We start from the raw sequence: 18,915 nt of genomic DNA on the forward strand, positions 1-18,915 counted from the left end.
TGCACCAAATACGAAGATCAACCGGCTTTTACCTTCTAAAATATTTACTTATTAGAAGTTTTATTTGTAATTTGCAATAAAAAATTCATGGATACTACAATTAACAAGATTGAACTTCGCAATCTTCAATTGGATGACTATTTAGAGCTTAAAAATTCAATGCTAGAATCCTATACGGGAATGGAAGATCCGTATTGGGATAAAAGTGAAATAGAAAACTTACTGAGTATTTTCCCTGAAGGACAATTAGTCGTTTTAGTTGACGACATTGTCGTAGGATCTGCACTTTCTATTATCATCGATGAAAAGAAAGCAATGTCCACCCATAATTATGATCAGATTACGGGTCACTCTTCCTTTAGTACGCACAATCCAGAAGGAAACGTCTTATACGGAATTGACGTTTTTATTCATCCAAAATACAGAGGCTTGCGATTAGGACGTCGTTTATACGATGCACGTAAAGAATTGTGTGAACAACTCAATTTAAAATCCATTGTATTTGCGGGAAGAATCCCTAAATACGCTAAATATGCCAGCGAACTTACGCCAAAGCAATACTTAGAAAAAGTAAGAGCCAAAGAGATTAACGACCCTGTGATGTCTTTTCAAATGTCGAATGACTTCCACATGGTTCGCCTAATGCGCAACTATTTAGATGGAGATAAAGAATCCAAAGATTATGCTGTTTTATTGGAGTGGAACAATATCTACTATGAAAAAGATGTGCAGTTGATCAACACCAAAAAAAGTGTCGTACGCTTGGGGTTAATTCAATGGCAGATGCGTCCGTTCAACGATCTGGAAGAATTCTTTGATCAAGCGGAATTCTTCATCAATGCCGTGTCCGACTATGAAAGTGACTTCGCCATGTTTCCTGAGCTATTTACCGCTCCTTTAATGGCCGCGTACAACCACTTATCAGAGGCTGACTCTATTCGTGAACTCGCTCGTTATACTACACCAATCCGCAAGCGATTCCAAGAATTTGCAATCTCTTACAACATCAATATTATTTCGGGTAGTATGCCCTATCTAATTGATGGGACGCTATACAATGTTGGCTTTCTATGTAAACGAGACGGTACATACGAAATGTATTCTAAAATACACATTACACCTAATGAAGTACACTACTGGGGGATGCAGGGAGGATCAGCCATTCGAACGTTTGATACCGACTGTGGAAAAATTGGAATTATTGTATGCTATGATGTGGAATTCCCAGAATTACCTCGTTTATTAGCTGAAGAAGGCATGGAAATCCTATTTGTACCTTTTTTAACGGATACGCAAAATGGATATACACGTGTACGGAACTGTGCCGCTGCCCGTGCCATTGAAAACGAATGTTATGTCGCTATTGCAGGATGTGTTGGAAACTTACCAAAAGTAAACAACATGGATATTCAGTTTGCTCAAGCGGCAGTATTCACTCCTTCAGACTTCGCCTTCCCAACCAATGGCGTAAAAGCAGAAGCGACTCCCAATACTGAAATGACCTTAATCGTCGATGTGAATTTAGACCTACTAAAAGAACTACACGAACATGGTAGCGTTCGTATCATGAAAGATCGACGCCTAGATCTATACGATTTACAAAAAAGAAACCATTCCAAATAAAAGAAAAAGCTTGAACTCCCATTCAAGCTTTTTTTATCCCTTCAATTGCCCTAATTATTAGCACGTTTCGGATTTTAGAATTGATTTAATATAGAGATATTTGTGAAATAGTTGACGATTGACAGACTAGGTGTGTAACAAACCGAAACGCAGTGTAGGTTCATCGAATACCAAAACAAAATATTAACTAGATGAGATAAATCGAAGCGCAGTGAGATAAACCGCGCAAAGAGCAAAAAAACTGTTTTTCGGCTTTCGGCTTTTGGTTTATTACATCTAGTTGAAAAAGAAGATTCTCTTATGATGAAAAAATATCACAAAGAACAAAAGAGCAAATAAAATGAAAAACCAATCTTCCTTAAATTATACCCGTATTGCTCAGGCTATTGAGTACATTCAGACCCATTTTAAACAACAACCTCGTTTAGAAGAAGTCGCTAGAGCTTTACATTTAAGTCCTGCACATTTTCAGCGGTTATTTACAGAATGGGCGGGTACTAGTCCGAAAAAATTTCTTCAATTTACTAGTATCACTCATGCCAAATGGCTTTTAAAAGAAAAACAGGTGTCGCTTTTTGATGCTACCTTTGAGACGGGCTTATCCAGTACCAGTCGGCTACACGATTTGTTTATTACCTTAGAAGGGATGACACCTGCTGAGTATCAAAATGGTGGTGAGCAACTCACCATCAATTACAGCTTCGCACCTAGTATTTTTGGTTCTCTATTCATTGCTTCTACATCCAAAGGGATTTGCCATCTTGTATTTACTGAAAACGAAGACGAGGCACTACAAAATTTACGAGCCAAGTTTCCAAAGGCAAAATTCCAAGCGGCAATGGACCTACAACAGGCCCAGGCCTTACAAATCTTTCAGCGCGACACTCCAGATTTAAATCAAATCAAATTACACCTAAAAGGCACGGAATTTCAGCTCAAAGTTTGGCAGAGTTTGCTCACCATTCCGATGGGTGCTTTAACTACCTATGGCGCCATTGCCACACAGATTGAAAACCCTAAAGCTTCACGAGCAGTGGGAACCGCTATTGGCAGCAATCCTGTTGCTTTTTTAATTCCCTGTCATCGCGTGATACAATCCTCAGGAGTACTCGGCAACTATATGTGGGGAGCCACGCGTAAAAAAGCCATAATAGGATGGGAAGGCGCACAAGTGTACAACGAAATAAAACCAGAAAATGGACTTATTTAATACACTGGATTCTACACAATACAATTTCCTCCCTTATGATGGGACGGTGAATTGTTATGGCTATCTGCTACACACTGAAGAAGCTGCTTTTTACTTTGACCATTTACTACGTCACATCGAATGGAAAAATGACGAAGCGGTGATATTTGGCAAACGCGTAATTACCAAACGCAAAGTGGCATGGTATGGATCCAAGTCTTTTCAATACACCTACTCCAATGTAACGAAACTCGCTTTACCTTGGACGCCAGAATTGCTTGCATTAAAAGACCGCATTGAAAAAACAACGGGCGAAACCTATAATTCCTGCCTGTTAAATCTATATCATGATGGCAGTGAAGGGATGGCTTGGCACAGTGATGGTGAAAAAGATTTGAAGAAAAATGGCGCAATTGCTTCCTTGAGTTTAGGAGCTACGCGAAAATTCATGTTTAAGCACAAAACTACACAAGAAAAAGTAACTTTTATACTAGAAAGTGGACACTTATTGGTCATGAAAGACGAAACACAAACGTTTTGGGTCCATCGTCTACCCCCGACAAAAGTCGTTCATCATCCACGTATTAACCTAACATTCAGAACCATATAAAAATAAAAAACAGCCCCCCAACCTAGAGAGCTGTTTTAAACTAAAAACATAATAACTAACTCAATTATTCTCGCAAGTAAGAATAATCAAACCAATAAACAACTATAGAGTTATTGTTACAACATCGAAGTTGGACAAACAAAAGCTGTTTTATCCAAACTAGTACGAGGCGCTAGTGCTTGGAATCCACCAACGACATCTACTACTTTTAAAAAGCCATTGGCACGTAATATTGAAGCGGCAATCATACTGCGATAGCCCCCTGCACAAAACACCACATGGGTTTTTTCTTTATCTAGTGTGCGTAATTTTTCTTCTAATATATTAAGCGAAATAAAGGCGGAATCCACTAAATGTTCCGATCGGTATTCATTTTCCTTTCGCACGTCTAACAGGGTTGCATGTTCACTTTCGATATAAGCATCAAATTGATGCGCTTCTAAACGCGGAATCGTATGCAAGGGGCGATTTGCTTTTTTCCACGTTTCCACTCCACCTGCTAAAAAGCCAACGGTATGGTCGTAGCCTACACGAGATAAGCGAATCATGCTTTCTTCTTCCTTACCTACTTCGGTAATCAAAAGAATGGGCTGTTGAATATCTTTAATCAACTCCCCTACCCAAACGGCAAAGGGTCCACTTAAACCAATATTAATACTCTTTGGAATAAAACCTGTTGCAAAATCTTGAGGAGTGCGTGTATCAAGTACCAATACCTCTCCTGTGTCCAACATTTTATCAAACATGGCTAAGGTTAACGGTTTATACGCGCGATCCAAAACCTCATCTAACTGCTCATATCCCCCTATGTTTAGCAAGACATTTTTTGGAAAATATTGAGGAGGGGTAGCCAGCCCAGTAAGCAACTCCTCGACAAATTCATCTTCCGTCATATCAGCACGTAGTGCATAATTGGTCTTCTTCTGATTGCCCAATGTATCTGTAGTTTCCTTGCTCATATTTTTACCACATGCACTTCCAGCTCCGTGATTTGGGTACACGATTAAATGATCGGGTAGTGGCATGATTTTGTGGCGTAGTGACTGATATAAATGCCTTGCTAATTTTTCTTGTGTTAATTCTGATTTGACAAGCTGCACCAAATCAGGACGTCCAACGTCGCCAATAAACAAGGTATCCCCAGTAATAATGGCTTGTGGTTCTCCTGCTTCGTCAAAGATCAAATAGGTGCAACTCTCCATAGTATGTCCTGGTGTATGCAATACTTGAACCTTAACACCTCCTACGTAAAAGATTTGATTGTCCGTGGCGATAATAGCCTCATAACTCGGTGACGCAGTAGGCCCAAATACAATCTTGGCACCTGTTTTTTGCATTAAGTCCAAATGACCACTGACAAAGTCTGCGTGAAAATGAGTTTCAAAAACATAGTTAATCACAGCACCATCTTTTGTTGCTCGATCCAAATAAGGTTGCACATCGCGCAAAGGATCAAATATCGCTGCTTCTCCATTACTTGACAGATAATATGCGGCATGTGCAATACACCCGGTATAAATTTGTTCAATTTTCATAATCAATCTTTTAAGTCAAGTAAAAGTAGCTCTTCTATACCGAGATAAAAATGACAATTATCATACAGATCTGCACTATTTTATATTTATTTTAAGAATTAAAGCAGGCATCTGCCCGATGCAATCCATTATTTTTTTGTAAATTGGGAAAAACTAACAATTATGAGAAATTACAAAATAGCCTCGCTTAAAAAGCTACAAGACGAGGGCAAAAACATGCATCGTTTGCCTTTCTCAATTCGCATTCTCTTAGAAAACGTACTGAGAAATCACGACGGCTTTGCCATTACAGATGAGCACATCGATACGTTAGTCAATTGGCAACCTCAACCCACAGATAAGGATATTCCATTTAAACCGGCACGTGTATTAATGCAGGATTTTACGGGTGTTCCTGGAGTAGTAGATCTTGCATCCTTACGTGCTGAATATGTTCGACAAGGAAAAAATGGAGAAAAAATCACACCCGCTATTCCCGTTGATTTAGTGATTGACCACTCGGTGCAAGTAGACTATTTTGGAACTGACTATTCATATAAAGAAAATGTAACCAAAGAGTATGAGCGCAATGCCGAACGTTATGAACTTCTCAAATGGGCTCAACAAGAATTAAAAGGATTTACTGTAGTGCCACCAGGCATGGGAATTTGTCACCAAGTAAACTTAGAATACCTCGCTCAAGGGGTCATTAATCGAGACGGTTGGTTATTTCCAGATACTTTAGTAGGGACAGATTCTCATACCCCTATGGTCAATGGAATTGGTGTAATTGCTTGGGGAGTTGGAGGAATTGAGGCAGAAGCAGCCATGCTAGGTCAACCGATTTACTTTACTTGTCCCGAAGTTGTTGGACTCAAACTAACGGGAAAAATTCCCGAAGGTGCTACCGCTACCGATATGGTGCTCTCTATTACCAAAGTATTGCGCAAGCAAGGTGTTGTCGGAAAGTTTGTTGAGGTGTATGGTGATGCTTTAGATCACTTATCCGTTACGGATCGCGCAACAATCTCCAACATGTCTCCAGAGTTTGGGTGTACTGTAACTTACTTCCCTATTGATGATCAAACGCTACATTATATGCGTCAAACCAATAGAGATGAAGACCACGTGAAATTAGTTGAAGAATACTGCAAAGAAAATCTTCTTTGGCGAACAGGTAAAGAAGACATTACCTATTCTGCTGTGGTAGAATTGGATTTAAATACACTAGAGCCAACAGTTTCAGGACCTAAACGTCCACAAGATAAAATCTTGGTGCGCGATTTAGATAAAACCTTCTCTTCCTTATTAGAAGAAGAATACAACCGCGCTTATGTTGCGGTGAAAGACCGCCGTGAATCGGCTTGGTTATCTGAAGGTGGATCAGGGACTGAATTCATCTACAAACAAGCCGAAAATTCTACCAATCAACCCACTGAAGTGGTGAAAGAAGCTATGCGAGCAGTTCGCATCAAACAAAAAAACAAAGAATACGTCGTAAGTGATGGTAGTATCGTACTAGCCGCCATTACGAGTTGTACCAATACCTCTAATCCTGAAGTAATGATTGGCGCAGGATTAGTTGCTCGAAAAGCCATACAACGTGGATTGCGCACCAAATCATGGGTTAAAACAAGTTTAGCTCCTGGTTCAAAAGTAGTAACCCATTACCTCGATCGCTCTGGTTTATCAGAAGATTTAGAAGCTTTGCGTTTCCATACCGTTGGATACGGGTGTACGTCATGTATTGGAAATAGTGGTCCTTTACCAGCACCTATTGCAGAAGCGGTAAACCAAGGAGATTTAGTTGTTGCTTCTGTTCTTTCGGGAAATAGAAACTTCGAAGCTCGTGTACATCCACAAGTTAAAATGAATTTCTTAATGTCACCTATGCTTGTAGTTGCCTATGCTTTAGTAGGACGTGTAGACATTAACCTGATGACAGATCCACTGGATTACGATCCAAATGGAGAACCAGTATATTTACGCGACATATGGCCTACACATGAAGAAATTAGAGCCGTTATCAACGACTCTTTAAAACGTGAAGACTTCAAAGAAGTATACGATCAAATTTTTGAAGGAGAAGAAAACTGGAAGAATCTACAAGCCCCAAAAGGAGCAAGTTTCGAATGGAATCCAGCCTCTACTTACATCCGTCATGCACCCTTTTTTGACCATTTACCGAAAGATCCAAAACCGCTAACAGATATTCATGCAGCAAGAGTTTTACTTTATTTGGGTGACTCTGTAACAACAGATCATATTTCTCCAGCAGGTTCCTTTAACGAAGAATCAGCCGCTGGAAAATATTTGTTATCGCAAGGGGTAAAACCAGAAGATTTTAACTCCTATGGATCCAGACGTGGAAATCACGAAGTGATGATGCGTGGTACCTTCGCCAATGTGCGCATTAAAAATAAAATTGCACAACGCGAAGGAGGTTATAGTACCTACTTCCCTACAAATGAATCCTTAACGGTATACGATACCGCTATGAAGTACAAAGAGACTGAAACGCCTCTGATTGTTATTGCTGGAAAAGAATATGGAAGTGGCTCGTCTCGTGATTGGGCGGCTAAAGGAGCTTATTTATTAGGTATAAAGGCTGTGATTGCAGAAAGTTTTGAACGCATCCACCGCAGTAACTTAATTGGAATGGGGATTGCACCTTTGCAATTCTTACCCGAGCAGTCAGCAGAACGTTTAGGCCTTACGGGTACAGAGACCTTTACTATTACAGGATTAGCTGAAAACCTAACACCACATAAAATTGTAGAGATCACAGCGACGAATGAAGCCAATCAAACGATTAAGTTCCAAGCCTTGGCGCGATTTGATTCACTCATCGAAATTGAATACTATAAAAATGATGGAATTCTCCAATATGTTTTGAGAGACTTCTTGAAAAACTAAAATAGAAAGAGGGTGTCCCAAAAGGTCACCCTCTTTTATATTAAACAAATCCTAGTCTTATTGCATCTTGCACTAAATTTGCCGAATCGAAGGAGCCAAACGCCGTTTTCATTTTGGCAATTCGCTTTTTGATGGTTGGCGTAGATAAAGGAATATAATTTTCCAAATCAACCAATTTATGTCCTTTAGCCAATAGAATCAATATCGCCCGATTGTAATCGTCATACATCACTGCTTTATGCAACATCTTTTCTAAGCACTGCTTAACCAATGGACTTTGGTAAGTACCTCCACCTAACACCGTAGTCACAATATCAATCAATACTTGTGGTGTAATTTCATTTTTTCCAATAACACTTGTGGGTCTGATATTCTTTACAATTTCATAAATTGTAAAGATTTCTGTATGTCCAGTTATGGTAATTGTCCTACAACTAGGCATTTCTTTCTTGATGTAGCGAATAATATCTCCACCATCTTCCCAAGAAGACAGTTCTCCTTTTGGCAAGGAGAAATCCACAAGTGCCAAGTCATACGGCTTTTCTTCCTCTATTGCTTGATCTATTTTTTGTTTGGCTTCTGAGCAATCAAAGGCTCCCTCAAACCTATACGATTGGGCTATTGCTTCATGACCTGACAAAGCCATTCGATATCCCTCAACAATTAAAGGATGATCGTCTACTAACAAAATTCTCTTCATAAAACAATCCTTAATATCTCTAGTCTAGCCTTTTTTCAACCTTAGGGAATCCCCCTTAATCCATTCCCCAACAGATTATAGGTTTAAATCGACATTCAATCAACACGTTACGCAATGAACCTGTTACCTGCTAATGTAATAAAAAACAGTATTTGTTTTTGTGCCCTCCTGTATATTTATACATTTTTATACTAAAAGGATACAAGAGAAAGCTCATTCCTCTTTCAAAGGAATAAAAAAAGGTCAATTCCCTGGGGAATTGACCTTTTCTATCTTGTGAATTCGTTCGTTATACCAGTTGATTAGCAACTAAATACTCGGCAATTTGAATGGTATTTGTAGCGGCTCCTTTTCGCAAGTTATCTGCTACAATCCACATATTTAATGTATTGGGTTGCGTTTCGTCTCGGCGAATTCGCCCAACAAAAACGTCGTCTTTTCCTTGTGCATAAATAGGCATTGGATACGTATTGGTATCAATATTATCCTGTACAACAAGGCCAGGAGTTTCATGCAACAATCGACGTACATCTTCGACAGCAAAATCGCGTTCAAAAGAGACATTTACGGTTTCACTGTGTCCACCCACAACAGGAATACGCACTGCAGTAGCTGTTACTAATACCGTATCATCTTCTAATATTTTTTTGGTTTCATTGACCAATTTCATTTCTTCTTTCGTATATCCATTGGCTTCAAAAACATCGCAATGAGGCAACGCATTTTTATGGATAGGGTAAGGATATGCCATATCGCCTTTTTCACCAGCGTATTCATTCTCCAATTGTTTCACCGCTTTAACCCCTGTTCCTGTAATGGATTGATAGGTAGAAACTACGACGCGTTTTACCTTGTATTTCTTATTTAATGGTGCCAATGCCATCACCAATTGGATGGTTGAACAGTTAGGATTGGCAATAATTTTATCTTCTTTGGTTAAACTTGACGCATTAATTTCTGGAACGATTAATTTTTTGGTTGGATCCATTCGCCAAGCCGATGAATTATCAATCACGGTAGTTCCTACTGCTGCAAATTTAGGGGCCCATTCCATAGCGATTGTTCCACCTGCAGAAAAAAGGGCTATAGCAGGTTTCATCTTTACAGCATCGGCCATTGATTGTACTACAAACTTCTTCCCTTTAAATTCGATCTCACTTCCGACAGAGCGTTCGGAAGCAACAGGTATTAATTCTGTTACTGGAAAATTGCGTTCTGCTAATACTTTTAGCATAATCTCTCCTACCATGCCGGTAGCGCCTACTACTGCTACTTTCATTTTAAATCAATAAAATTATATTTAGTTAAATTTTTGCTTCAAACAAGCTGCATATCTTTGATTTGCAACTGATTGTTAATTTCACCTTTCCATTCGTTTTCTTCAATCGAATAGACTAAATCAAAAAATGAACGATTTTGTATATCATCTAAGAACTTACCAAAGGAAAATCCGATGGCACTAAATCCTTTATCGAGATGCCCGCGTTGTCTCACATACATTTTCAGGTGCTCCTGATTGGCTCCTAATCCACGAGCATATCCAGTATCATAGACGTTTTTAGTCAAGAAAACTGGACTCATATTTTCCGGTCCAAAGGGTTCGAATTGTCTTAATATCCGACAGAACTTGGGCGTTATCTCAGCGAAATTAAGAATTGCATCTATTTCTACTTCTGGTATTAAATCTCGCTCCAATATGGTGCTAGATACCACCTCTTCGAACTTGGCTTTGAACTTATGGTAATTTTCTTTCTTACACGTCATTCCAGCGGCGTACATATGTCCTCCAAACTGAATTAATTCATCCGAACACGCTTCTAAAGCCGCATAGAGATCAAAATTTTTAACCGATCGAGCAGAAGCTGCTAGCACATCTCCACTAGCCGTAAATACAACGGTTGGTCGATAATAGGTTTCAATCAGGCGGGAGGCCACAATGCCGATTACTCCTTTGTGCCACGACTGATGAAAAACAACCGTCGACTTATTGTTAATTTCTCTATTTTCAATAATCTGATCTTTGGCTTCTTCTGTAATGTTTTGGTCTAATACTTTGCGTTCTTCATTAAAGGCAATAATCATTTCTGCTGTTTCTTCAGCTTCTCGCATCGAGAATCGAGTTAACAAGTCAACGGCGTAATTGCCGTGTTGTATTCGTCCTGCAGCATTAATTTTCGGTGCAACTTTAAAAACAATATCACTAACCGTATAATTACTTTGCTTATATACATTAAGCAGTGCTTTTATTCCTGGGCGCGGGTTGCTATTAATCACCTCTAAACCAAAATAGGCCAAGATTCTATTTTCACCTGTAATAGGTACAATATCCGCTCCAATAGCCGTTACGACAAGATCGAGATAAGGGCGTAAATCTTCAATAGTCTGATTTCGATTAGCAGCTAACGCTTGCACTAATTTAAATCCTACCCCACATCCACACAATTCATCATAAGGGTAGGTGCAATCCCTGCGTTTGGGATCGAGTACGGCTACTGCATCTGGAATTTGATCACCGGGTAAATGATGATCACAGATCACAAAATCAACTCCTTTCTGCTTGGCGTATTCGACGTGTTCAATGGATTTAATTCCACAATCAAGTGCAATAATTAGCTTAATATCATTATCTGCTGCATAATCAATCCCCTGATACGATACGCCATACCCTTCTTTATAGCGATCTGGAATATAGCGATCTACCTGAGAATAATAGGTTTGGATATACGAATAGACTAAGGCTACCGCTGTAGTGCCATCCACGTCATAATCGCCAAAAACCATTATATTTTCTTTGTTCTCAATGGCTTGTTCAATTCGTTGAACTGCTTTGTCCATATCCTTCATCAGATAGGGGTCATGCAATTCCTCTAAAGCAGGGCGAAAGAAACTTTTCGCTTGCTCATAGGTTGTAATTCCACGATCAACCAAAAGCTTGGCTAAGATGGGATCAATACCCAATACGCGAACTAAATGGTCAACACTCTCTTGGTCTTTTGTCTCTTTTAAGGTCCACCGCATTATTGTTGTTTATGGTAATGAATAGTGGTTTCTACTTTCGCAAATTGCGTAAACATATGCATTACTCCACAATATTTTTCGACCGATAAATCAACGGCTTTTTTTAGTTTGGCTTCATCGAGATTATCGCCATAAAAATGGTAATCTACACGCACAGTATGGTATACAGCAGGATCTTCATCCGTTAGTAGTCCTTCGGTTTCAATTTTAAAATCAGCAACATCTAATCTCATTTTTTTGATTAAAGAAGCAACGTCTAATCCTGAGCATCCTGCCAAAGCAGATAGCATCAAGGCTTTAGGGCGAAACCCTTTATTATCTCCTCCATTTTCTGGTCCTGCATCTATTCGCATGGTTTCTCCACTTGGATTCGTCGATTCAAATTGCATATTCTCTAACCAAGTAGTGGTAACTTTATGTGACATAATCTAATATCATTTTTATCAAATGTATCAAAAAATTTCAAGGATTAACCCTTTTAAAACGTTAATAATTAACCGTCCTTCGGCGTCAATTTCTCTGTTCTATCCTTGTAAATCAGAATAAAAAACGGCAAATAAATTTGGTTTTAGTATAGCTTGACGTAATTAGTCCTCTTTGGCAAAAAAAACACGGGAGTACTCTTGTCATTCAGCTGAAGAAGTTGCAAAAAACAAAAGGAGTCGTACCCTTTGTGTACAACTCCTTTTGTTTTTTATTTTTTACCTGATACCACTACGACGATTTCGCCTTTGGGTGGTTTTTCTTCGAAGTGTTTGAGGACCTCTAAAACGGAACCTCTAACGGTTTCTTCGTGTAATTTCGACAGCTCTCGAGAAACGGAGATGATGCGATCTTCACCAAAATAGGTTTGAAACTCCCCTAGTGTTTTCACTAATTTATGAGGAGAAACGTAGATGATCATGGTTCTCGTTTCTTCTGCCAACTGCAAATAACGCGTTTGACGGCCTTTTTTATCTGGTAAGAATCCTTCAAATACAAATTTATCATTGGGCAATCCACTGTTAACCAAGGCAGGTACAAAAGCCGTTGCTCCAGGTAAACACTCTACTTCAATTTGATTTTCGACACATGCTCTTGTCAATAAAAAGCCTGGATCTGATATTGCTGGAGTTCCCGCATCTGAAATTAGCGCAAAGGTTTCTCCTGTTTGCATGCGCTTGACTAAACCTTCTACCGTTTTGTGCTCATTGTGCATGTGGTGGCTCATCATCGGCGTATTCACTTCGAAATGCTTTAACAGCTTGCCGCTATTTCGCGTATCCTCCGCTAAAATATAATCTACTTCTTTCAGCACTTTAATTGCGCGAAAGGTCATGTCTTCTAAGTTGCCAATCGGCGTTGGTACAACGTATAATTTCCCCATAATTTTTATTCGAAACGCTTTTCAATTAGCGTCATAAAACGCTCTGCATATTCTTCTTTTCCTTCCCAATTGTTGTACTCTGGTTTGACCAAGTGCTCCACAAAACTTCTCGCTTCATCATACGTACTCACTGTATTTAATTGAGACAATACGCGATTAAAATCTTCTGAACTATTGGCAAACAAGTGTTTTTCAAATGCAATGCGATCATTTAATCCTACCATAATCGTACCGCGGTAAATATCATTGATCGATTTTTTGACAATTCGAGGTTCTCGTACCGAAACTTGATCTAAGTTAAACAACATATTTTGTTGGTTATCCCCTTTTGTTTCTTCCTTCACCTCTTCTTCTTCCTTTGCTTCTTCCTCTTGTATTTGTTGCGCAAAGAAACTCGCAGTTGGTTGATTTTCTGCTTCCGTTGAAGCTGCTGCATCTGCAACTACGCGTTCAAACATGCTGTCATCCACTACGATGGTGTCTTCTTTTGCGATGTCTTCTACTCGGATGAACTCAATTTCTCCAAAATCAAAGCCTTCAAAAGGGTTATCCTCGCGTTGATTCGCTGTTAGCGGTGCAAATACCACTTCTTCCTCCTCTTGCTTCTCAGTTTCTTCTTCTTCCTCTTCGAAAATCGCAGAATTTGCTCTTTCAGCTACAGCCTGATCTGCTAATTCTTCTTCTTCTTCTTCTATTTCCAACACATCTTCTTCGGTCCAATCGTCTTCCTCTTCATTTCCCTCTTCATTTCCCTCCTCCTCTGTCCAATTATCCTCTTCTTCTGTACTTTCTTCCTTTGCTGTAATCTCTTCGATTTCGGCAATAGGAATGGCCAATTCTTCCTCTTCTTCCTCCTCGATAGCGTCCGTTTCAGCTGCTACCATTATTTCCTCTTCAATCCTTGATTCAGGACCTTCTATTTCTGCTTCCTCCTCTTCCGTTTCTTCCTCCTCTTCCGTTTCTTCCTCCTCTTCCGTTTCTCCCTCTTCTTCAACTTTTTCCTCCGCTGTATCGAAAGGCAAAGCTTCAAAGTCCACAACAACCTCTTTTTCTGCTTCTACGACAATGGGATAGTCTTCCGCCAATAAATCCGTCGGGATTTGCGATCTTTCTTCCTCCTCTTGTCGATTTGTTTCGATTTGTGTTGGTGTTTCTACTTCACTTGTCTGAGCAAGTGCTACGGCACTTAACTTCTCTACTAACTGATCTTCAGTGATGTCTTTTACAAGTCCTAACGCTAGGTTATCTTGATAAAATTTTAAAATTTGAAGCTTTTCATACAGTTCTTTGGCTTCAACATATAACTTATCTACATCTGTATCTTTCATCTGCAATACGCGATGAACGATGCTCAACAACTCTCCCTCTAAGACTTTCTTCATAACTTTTAATTTCATTAGTAAATTATACAAGCTTTTTTTGATAAATTTGTCCTTCACAAAGTAACAAAAAAACTACTGGTTTTAGGCCGAAAATTACAAAATGTTTCTAGAAATTCCCGTTAATCACAAAGAACAGTTTGGATGGATCGAAGTAATCTGTGGGTCAATGTTTTCTGGAAAAACAGAAGAACTGATTCGCCGATTAAAAAGAGCCCAATTTGCCAAGCAAAAAGTCGAAATTTTTAAACCTGCTGTTGATACGCGTTATCACGATGAATACGTCGTTTCACACGATGCGAATGAGATTCGATCAACGCCTGTTCCCACGGCAGATAGCATTCGATTATTGGCGAGTGGTTGTGATGTCGTTGGCATTGATGAGGCGCAATTTTTTGATGCTGAGATTGTCAATGTGTGTAATGATTTAGCCAATTCGGGTATTCGCGTTATTGTTGCTGGTCTAGACATGGACTTCAAAGGAAATCCATTTGGTCCGATGCCTGCCTTAATGGCTACTGCCGAATACGTCACGAAAGTACACGCGGTGTGTACCCGTACAGGAAATCTGGCACATTACAGCTACCGAAAGGCCGAAAATGAGGCCATTGTTATGCTTGGTGAAACTGATGAATACGAACCGTTAAGCCGAGCAGCTTACTACAACGCAATGCGAGAAGCTGAAAAGCTCAAAAAAGAAAAACCCAAACCCTGATTATATAGATTAAACGCTTTATGAGAAAAATATACCAAATTTATCTGGACTCTTACCGAGGATTATCCTCAGCCTCTTGGATGCTAGCCATCGTTATGTTAATCAATAGAGCCGGATCGATGGTATTTCCTTTCCTAGGTGTTTATATGTCAAAGGAACTCCATTTTGAAGACGAACAAACGGGCTATGTTTTAGCGTGTTATGGACTTGGTTCGATGATTGGCTCCATGTTAGGAGGCTGGCTAACAGACAAAATCGGAAACTACAAATTACAGTATTTAAGTTTATTGGGAAGTATTCCCATGTTTATCTTACTCCCCCACTTTACTTCGGTGATTAGCTTGGCAGTGATGATTTTCTGTCAGAGTACCATCAGCGAGATGTTTCGTCCTGCGAACTCTGTGGCAATCACCAAATACGCGCGACCTGAGAATATTACCCGTGCTTTTTCTTTAAACCGAATGGCGGTTAACTTGGGGTTCTCTGTTGGTCCTGCTATGGGAGGTATGTTAGCGGCCATTTCGTATGCCTTATTGTTTTACATCAATGCAGGGGCAGCTTTCTTTGCAGCCGTTGTTTTTATCTATTTCTTTAAAGGGCGCAAAGAAAATCCTAAACCGACCCCCATCGCTGAAGAGGAGGAAGAGATCGCTTTGGGTATGTCGACAACCCAACGTCAATCTCCATATAAGGATCGTTTATTCTTATTCTACAGCTTGTTCTGTACGTTGTATTCGATCGCCTTTTTACAACTATTTAGTACTCTACCCATCTTTTACGAAAAAGTTGGTGGACTCACGGAACTAGAGATTGGAATTGTGTTGGGGTATAGTGGTTTGCTAATTTTCCTAACTGAAATGTTGTTGGTTCACATGGCTGAACGCCATTTAACAACGCAAAAAACTATTTTCTATGGGGCACTAATTGCACCATTGGCTTTTGGTATTTTCCTATTGGATCACAGCATCCTCTCTATTTTCTTGTCTATTACTTTTTTGAGTATATCAGAAATGCTGATCTTTCCTTATACCTCAACGGTAACCGCTATGCGCGCGGATGATAATAGCAAGGGGTCTTATATGGGCGTTAATGGTTTAACTTTTGCTGTAGGATTTATTATCTCTCCGATTTTGGGTACAAAACTAGTTACCTACTTTGGTTATGACATCTTATGGATTGTAATGGGATCCCTATTTTTAATTGCAGCTTTTGGTTTGAATTATACCGTTGGGAAAATGGTTAAACCGAAAGCTTAGTCAAGACGGTTTTTTTTATTTTTTTTATTTTCCACCAACAGCAACTGTTAGTCCTTGATTACAAATAGGATAAGTAAACGAAAATAAAAAACAAATGTTAAAATTTAAAAGTCCATATAAAATCGGGCTTTAATGCCTTGCATTCTATATATTTTGTTCTATATTTGCACTCGCATTAACAAAATAATGTAGTCCAATATATGGCGAGGTAGCTCAGTCGGTTAGAGCGCAGGATTCATAACCCTGAGGTCACGGGTTCAACTCCCGTCTTCGCTACAAGGTAAAAGACCTAATCGAGAGATTAGGTCTTTTTTTATAGATGTACCTCTATGTTTTTCCAGATCAATCTCAAAAGTTTAGTCAATCTGTATAAGCAGAAATCAATACTTACCCCCTCCTTTATCTTTCCTCTTTTTTACTATTCTACCTGTTGTGTATGATGATTAGTCCATCAAGAGATTGTTCATCCAATACTCCAACTAAAATTACACTGATTTGTTCTCCAACACCATAGTCCATTGATCTTGTGCTACACTTACGCTTGGGGCCCAACAAGGTACCAGTTTTCGATCTTCCGAATAAGTAAGACTACTTTCATAAAGGTAACACGCATAATGTACATTATAAATGGTATTGTTAGTTATCGTCCATATACTCTCTGCTGTTGGCACGGCATCTGCCCAGGTATAAACCGTTCTTCTATTTTCTTCAACAAAAGAGCTAGCATATAAAAATTCTTTATAATAAGTATTAAATATATAGTATTCGTTGTTACTCCCAGAAGGAATTAACATCCAATAACCATTGGTAACCTGACCTCCTGGACTCCAACCGAATACCTGTCGTCTTTTCATAGCGGAATCCATATACATGGAGGCATAGAAATAATGTCGCCCATAATATGAATTATATATGGAATATACGGGCAAATCTTTAAAGTCTTTATTTTCATTCCTTTTTATTATCTCAGTAACTAAATCATTGGTATAAAAATCCATGGCCACTATCCCCATATGTGGTGCTTCATTTTGAGAATTATCTACGTATTGTGCCCCCAATCCCTCTTTGAAATCACGGGTAATTTGTGGTAACAATACCGCAGCCAATGACGCTGGACTCACCAAAGGGGGATTTGTCGCACTACAATGATTCAGGCATAATGAAGGATTGCCGTCGTTTCTATTCACGTTTACTGATTGAATAGCGAAATCATTAATTTTCGCTCGTTTACTTGATACAGAAGTATCGGTATAATCATCTTGTACTTGGATGCTATTGTATGGTATACCAGGGAGGGAAGACACATTCGAAAGAATGACTATCTTTCCTCTTACAGTACCTAGTTCAGGAATAGCTGTCTCCAAATACATACTTCCATGATATCCTGCATACTGTGTATTGAAAACAGTAAGAAACTCCTCATCGGAAACTGAAGAATTTTCTTGTTTTATCCGCATAATAATGGTTTCAGTGATATTTGTATTCAAGAAATCTACACACTGTTTCAACACATCACCAAAATTAATATTAAGGTAGAATTCCCCATGATGAATAGTAAATACTCCATCAATTACACAACATCTTATATCAAGGTAACGAATACCATCTTCCAATTGTTTTACTATTGTGCGATCAGCATGCTGCGCGGCAACATACTCATCAATCCCTGGCGCTTGTCCAGAAGCATCTTTTCGGGCACAACTATCATGAGTTCCGGGTATGGACATATGAGCGATGCTCTTGTTATCCTCAATACAACTCATCCAGTTTCTGGTATCACTTAACAATGAATATCTCATATATATCTTTTTTAAATTGGTTTGAATCTAGATCTAATAAAGTCTAAGTGCTACTTTCCATCATGGTTAAAGAAAGTAGCGATCTGAATAAGGATATACTAGAAAAAGGAGTTTTTTTCTTCTTCTGTAGATTGTTTTATAAAACAGGACCACAATAACTTTTCAGGACTCCGTATACTGTTTTTTTATATTCTAGGAACAATTATTATGCCTATCTTTTTTATTAGCGCCAACGATTTTTGATATGGCAACTTCATTAGCAGGGGCAATCGTACACGAAACACCAGTTGAGATTCCAACCAATACAACACAAATTTCCCCTTTTTGCTTGCTAAACTTTTTCTAAAAGAAAAGGAAGATTACAAAAAACTAAATATATTTGTTTGATTCATGCAGAAGTACAACAAACATATTGCCCAATTTTTGTGTCTCATCTTGGTTTTGCTAGGTGTTGAAAAGATTAATTTCTTTTCCCCTCAAGATTGTGAGACTCGGCAATCTTTTTGCCCTATTGCGACTATGTACGCCTACAAATTAGGCTCTTCTACGACAACAGACACAGAAACCACACCGAAGCGTAAGAATTGTAAAGCACTAAACATTTCATGTGAGACTTTCTTTCTTGCGCAAGTAAGTGCAACCTATCCTGAGAAGAAATCGGACAATTTTAGTACAGCGCTATACTTCTACAAACCTGTCATCCATTCGAATCCATATATAACCATAATAGATCCCCCACCTAATATGTTATCGACCTAATAAAAAAAGAGCTCCGTATGGGAGCTCTTTTTTATTGCTAGATTTTCTTATCTATTTAGTGGTCAAAACGA

At 39.0% G+C, this 18,915-nt stretch carries 14 protein-coding genes and 1 tRNA gene; 7 read left to right on the forward strand and 8 right to left on the reverse strand.

Features of this window, described 5'->3' with window-relative positions:
- Positions 1-87: 87 nt before the first annotated feature.
- The 3 genes from H4K35_RS02595 (at position 88) to H4K35_RS02605 (ending at position 3,422) form a co-directional block, all read left to right on the forward strand.
- On the forward strand, positions 88-1,623 hold the full coding sequence (locus H4K35_RS02595; RefSeq protein WP_182625832.1) for a GNAT family N-acetyltransferase: 1,536 nt from the start codon (positions 88-90) through the stop codon (positions 1,621-1,623).
- A 340-nt stretch (positions 1,624-1,963) separates the two neighbouring features.
- Positions 1,964-2,833 (forward strand): methylated-DNA--[protein]-cysteine S-methyltransferase, encoded by an 870-nt coding sequence (locus tag H4K35_RS02600; protein WP_182625833.1) that lies wholly within the window; start codon positions 1,964-1,966, stop codon positions 2,831-2,833.
- Positions 2,820-3,422, forward strand: coding sequence for an alpha-ketoglutarate-dependent dioxygenase AlkB (locus H4K35_RS02605; protein ID WP_182625834.1), 603 nt, complete (start codon positions 2,820-2,822; stop codon positions 3,420-3,422). The genes H4K35_RS02600 and H4K35_RS02605 overlap by 14 nt, the downstream gene beginning before the upstream one ends.
- Positions 3,423-3,538: 116 nt before the next feature.
- Here H4K35_RS02605 and H4K35_RS02610 read toward each other — a convergent pair whose 3' ends face one another.
- On the reverse strand, positions 3,539-4,957 hold the full coding sequence (locus tag H4K35_RS02610; protein WP_182625835.1) for a rhodanese-like domain-containing protein: 1,419 nt from the start codon (positions 4,955-4,957) through the stop codon (positions 3,539-3,541).
- 162 nt (positions 4,958-5,119) lie between these two features.
- Here H4K35_RS02610 and acnA point away from each other — a divergent pair, with 162 nt between their 5' ends.
- On the forward strand, positions 5,120-7,852 hold the full coding sequence (gene acnA / locus H4K35_RS02615; RefSeq protein WP_182625836.1) for an aconitate hydratase AcnA: 2,733 nt from the start codon (positions 5,120-5,122) through the stop codon (positions 7,850-7,852).
- Positions 7,853-7,892: 40 nt separating this feature from the next.
- On the opposite strand, the gene H4K35_RS02620 is transcribed toward acnA, so the two are convergent.
- The 6 genes from H4K35_RS02620 to H4K35_RS02645 form a co-directional block, all read right to left on the reverse strand.
- Positions 7,893-8,552: a response regulator gene (locus H4K35_RS02620; RefSeq protein ID WP_182625837.1), complete on the reverse strand. Its 660-nt coding sequence runs from the start codon at positions 8,550-8,552 to the stop codon at positions 7,893-7,895.
- 289 nt (positions 8,553-8,841) lie between these two features.
- Positions 8,842-9,831, reverse strand: a complete 990-nt coding sequence (locus tag H4K35_RS02625; protein ID WP_182625838.1) for an aspartate-semialdehyde dehydrogenase — start codon at positions 9,829-9,831, stop codon at positions 8,842-8,844.
- Between the two features lie 38 nt (positions 9,832-9,869).
- Positions 9,870-11,570, reverse strand: a complete 1,701-nt coding sequence (gene recJ / locus H4K35_RS02630; protein ID WP_182625839.1) for a single-stranded-DNA-specific exonuclease RecJ — start codon at positions 11,568-11,570, stop codon at positions 9,870-9,872.
- Positions 11,570-11,995 (reverse strand): OsmC family protein, encoded by a 426-nt coding sequence (locus tag H4K35_RS02635; RefSeq protein WP_182625840.1) that lies wholly within the window; start codon positions 11,993-11,995, stop codon positions 11,570-11,572. The genes recJ and H4K35_RS02635 overlap by 1 nt, the downstream gene beginning before the upstream one ends.
- A 269-nt stretch (positions 11,996-12,264) precedes the next feature.
- Positions 12,265-12,936: a 16S rRNA (cytidine(1402)-2'-O)-methyltransferase gene (gene rsmI / locus H4K35_RS02640; RefSeq protein ID WP_182625841.1), complete on the reverse strand. Its 672-nt coding sequence runs from the start codon at positions 12,934-12,936 to the stop codon at positions 12,265-12,267.
- Positions 12,937-12,941: 5 nt separating this feature from the next.
- Positions 12,942-14,318, reverse strand: coding sequence for a hypothetical protein (locus H4K35_RS02645; RefSeq protein ID WP_255492342.1), 1,377 nt, complete (start codon positions 14,316-14,318; stop codon positions 12,942-12,944).
- Between the two features lie 100 nt (positions 14,319-14,418).
- Here H4K35_RS02645 and H4K35_RS02650 point away from each other — a divergent pair, with 100 nt between their 5' ends.
- The 3 genes from H4K35_RS02650 (at position 14,419) to H4K35_RS02660 (ending at position 16,562) form a co-directional block, all read left to right on the forward strand.
- On the forward strand, positions 14,419-15,030 hold the full coding sequence (locus tag H4K35_RS02650) for a thymidine kinase (protein ID WP_182625843.1): 612 nt from the start codon (positions 14,419-14,421) through the stop codon (positions 15,028-15,030).
- 20 nt (positions 15,031-15,050) lie between these two features.
- Positions 15,051-16,286, forward strand: coding sequence for an MFS transporter (locus H4K35_RS02655; RefSeq protein ID WP_182625844.1), 1,236 nt, complete (start codon positions 15,051-15,053; stop codon positions 16,284-16,286).
- A gap of 202 nt (positions 16,287-16,488) precedes the next feature.
- Positions 16,489-16,562: transfer RNA gene (locus H4K35_RS02660), tRNA-Met, on the forward strand.
- Positions 16,563-16,771: 209 nt separating this feature from the next.
- Here H4K35_RS02660 and H4K35_RS02665 read toward each other — a convergent pair.
- Entirely contained in the window at positions 16,772-18,085 is a 1,314-nt protein-coding gene (locus tag H4K35_RS02665; RefSeq protein ID WP_182625845.1) for a phosphatidylinositol-specific phospholipase C, read from the reverse strand.
- Between the last annotated feature and the right edge of the window lie 830 nt (positions 18,086-18,915).

It is taken from the genome of Myroides sp. NP-2 (assembly GCF_014145665.1).
Taxonomy (GTDB): Bacteria; Bacteroidota; Bacteroidia; order Flavobacteriales; family Flavobacteriaceae; genus Flavobacterium.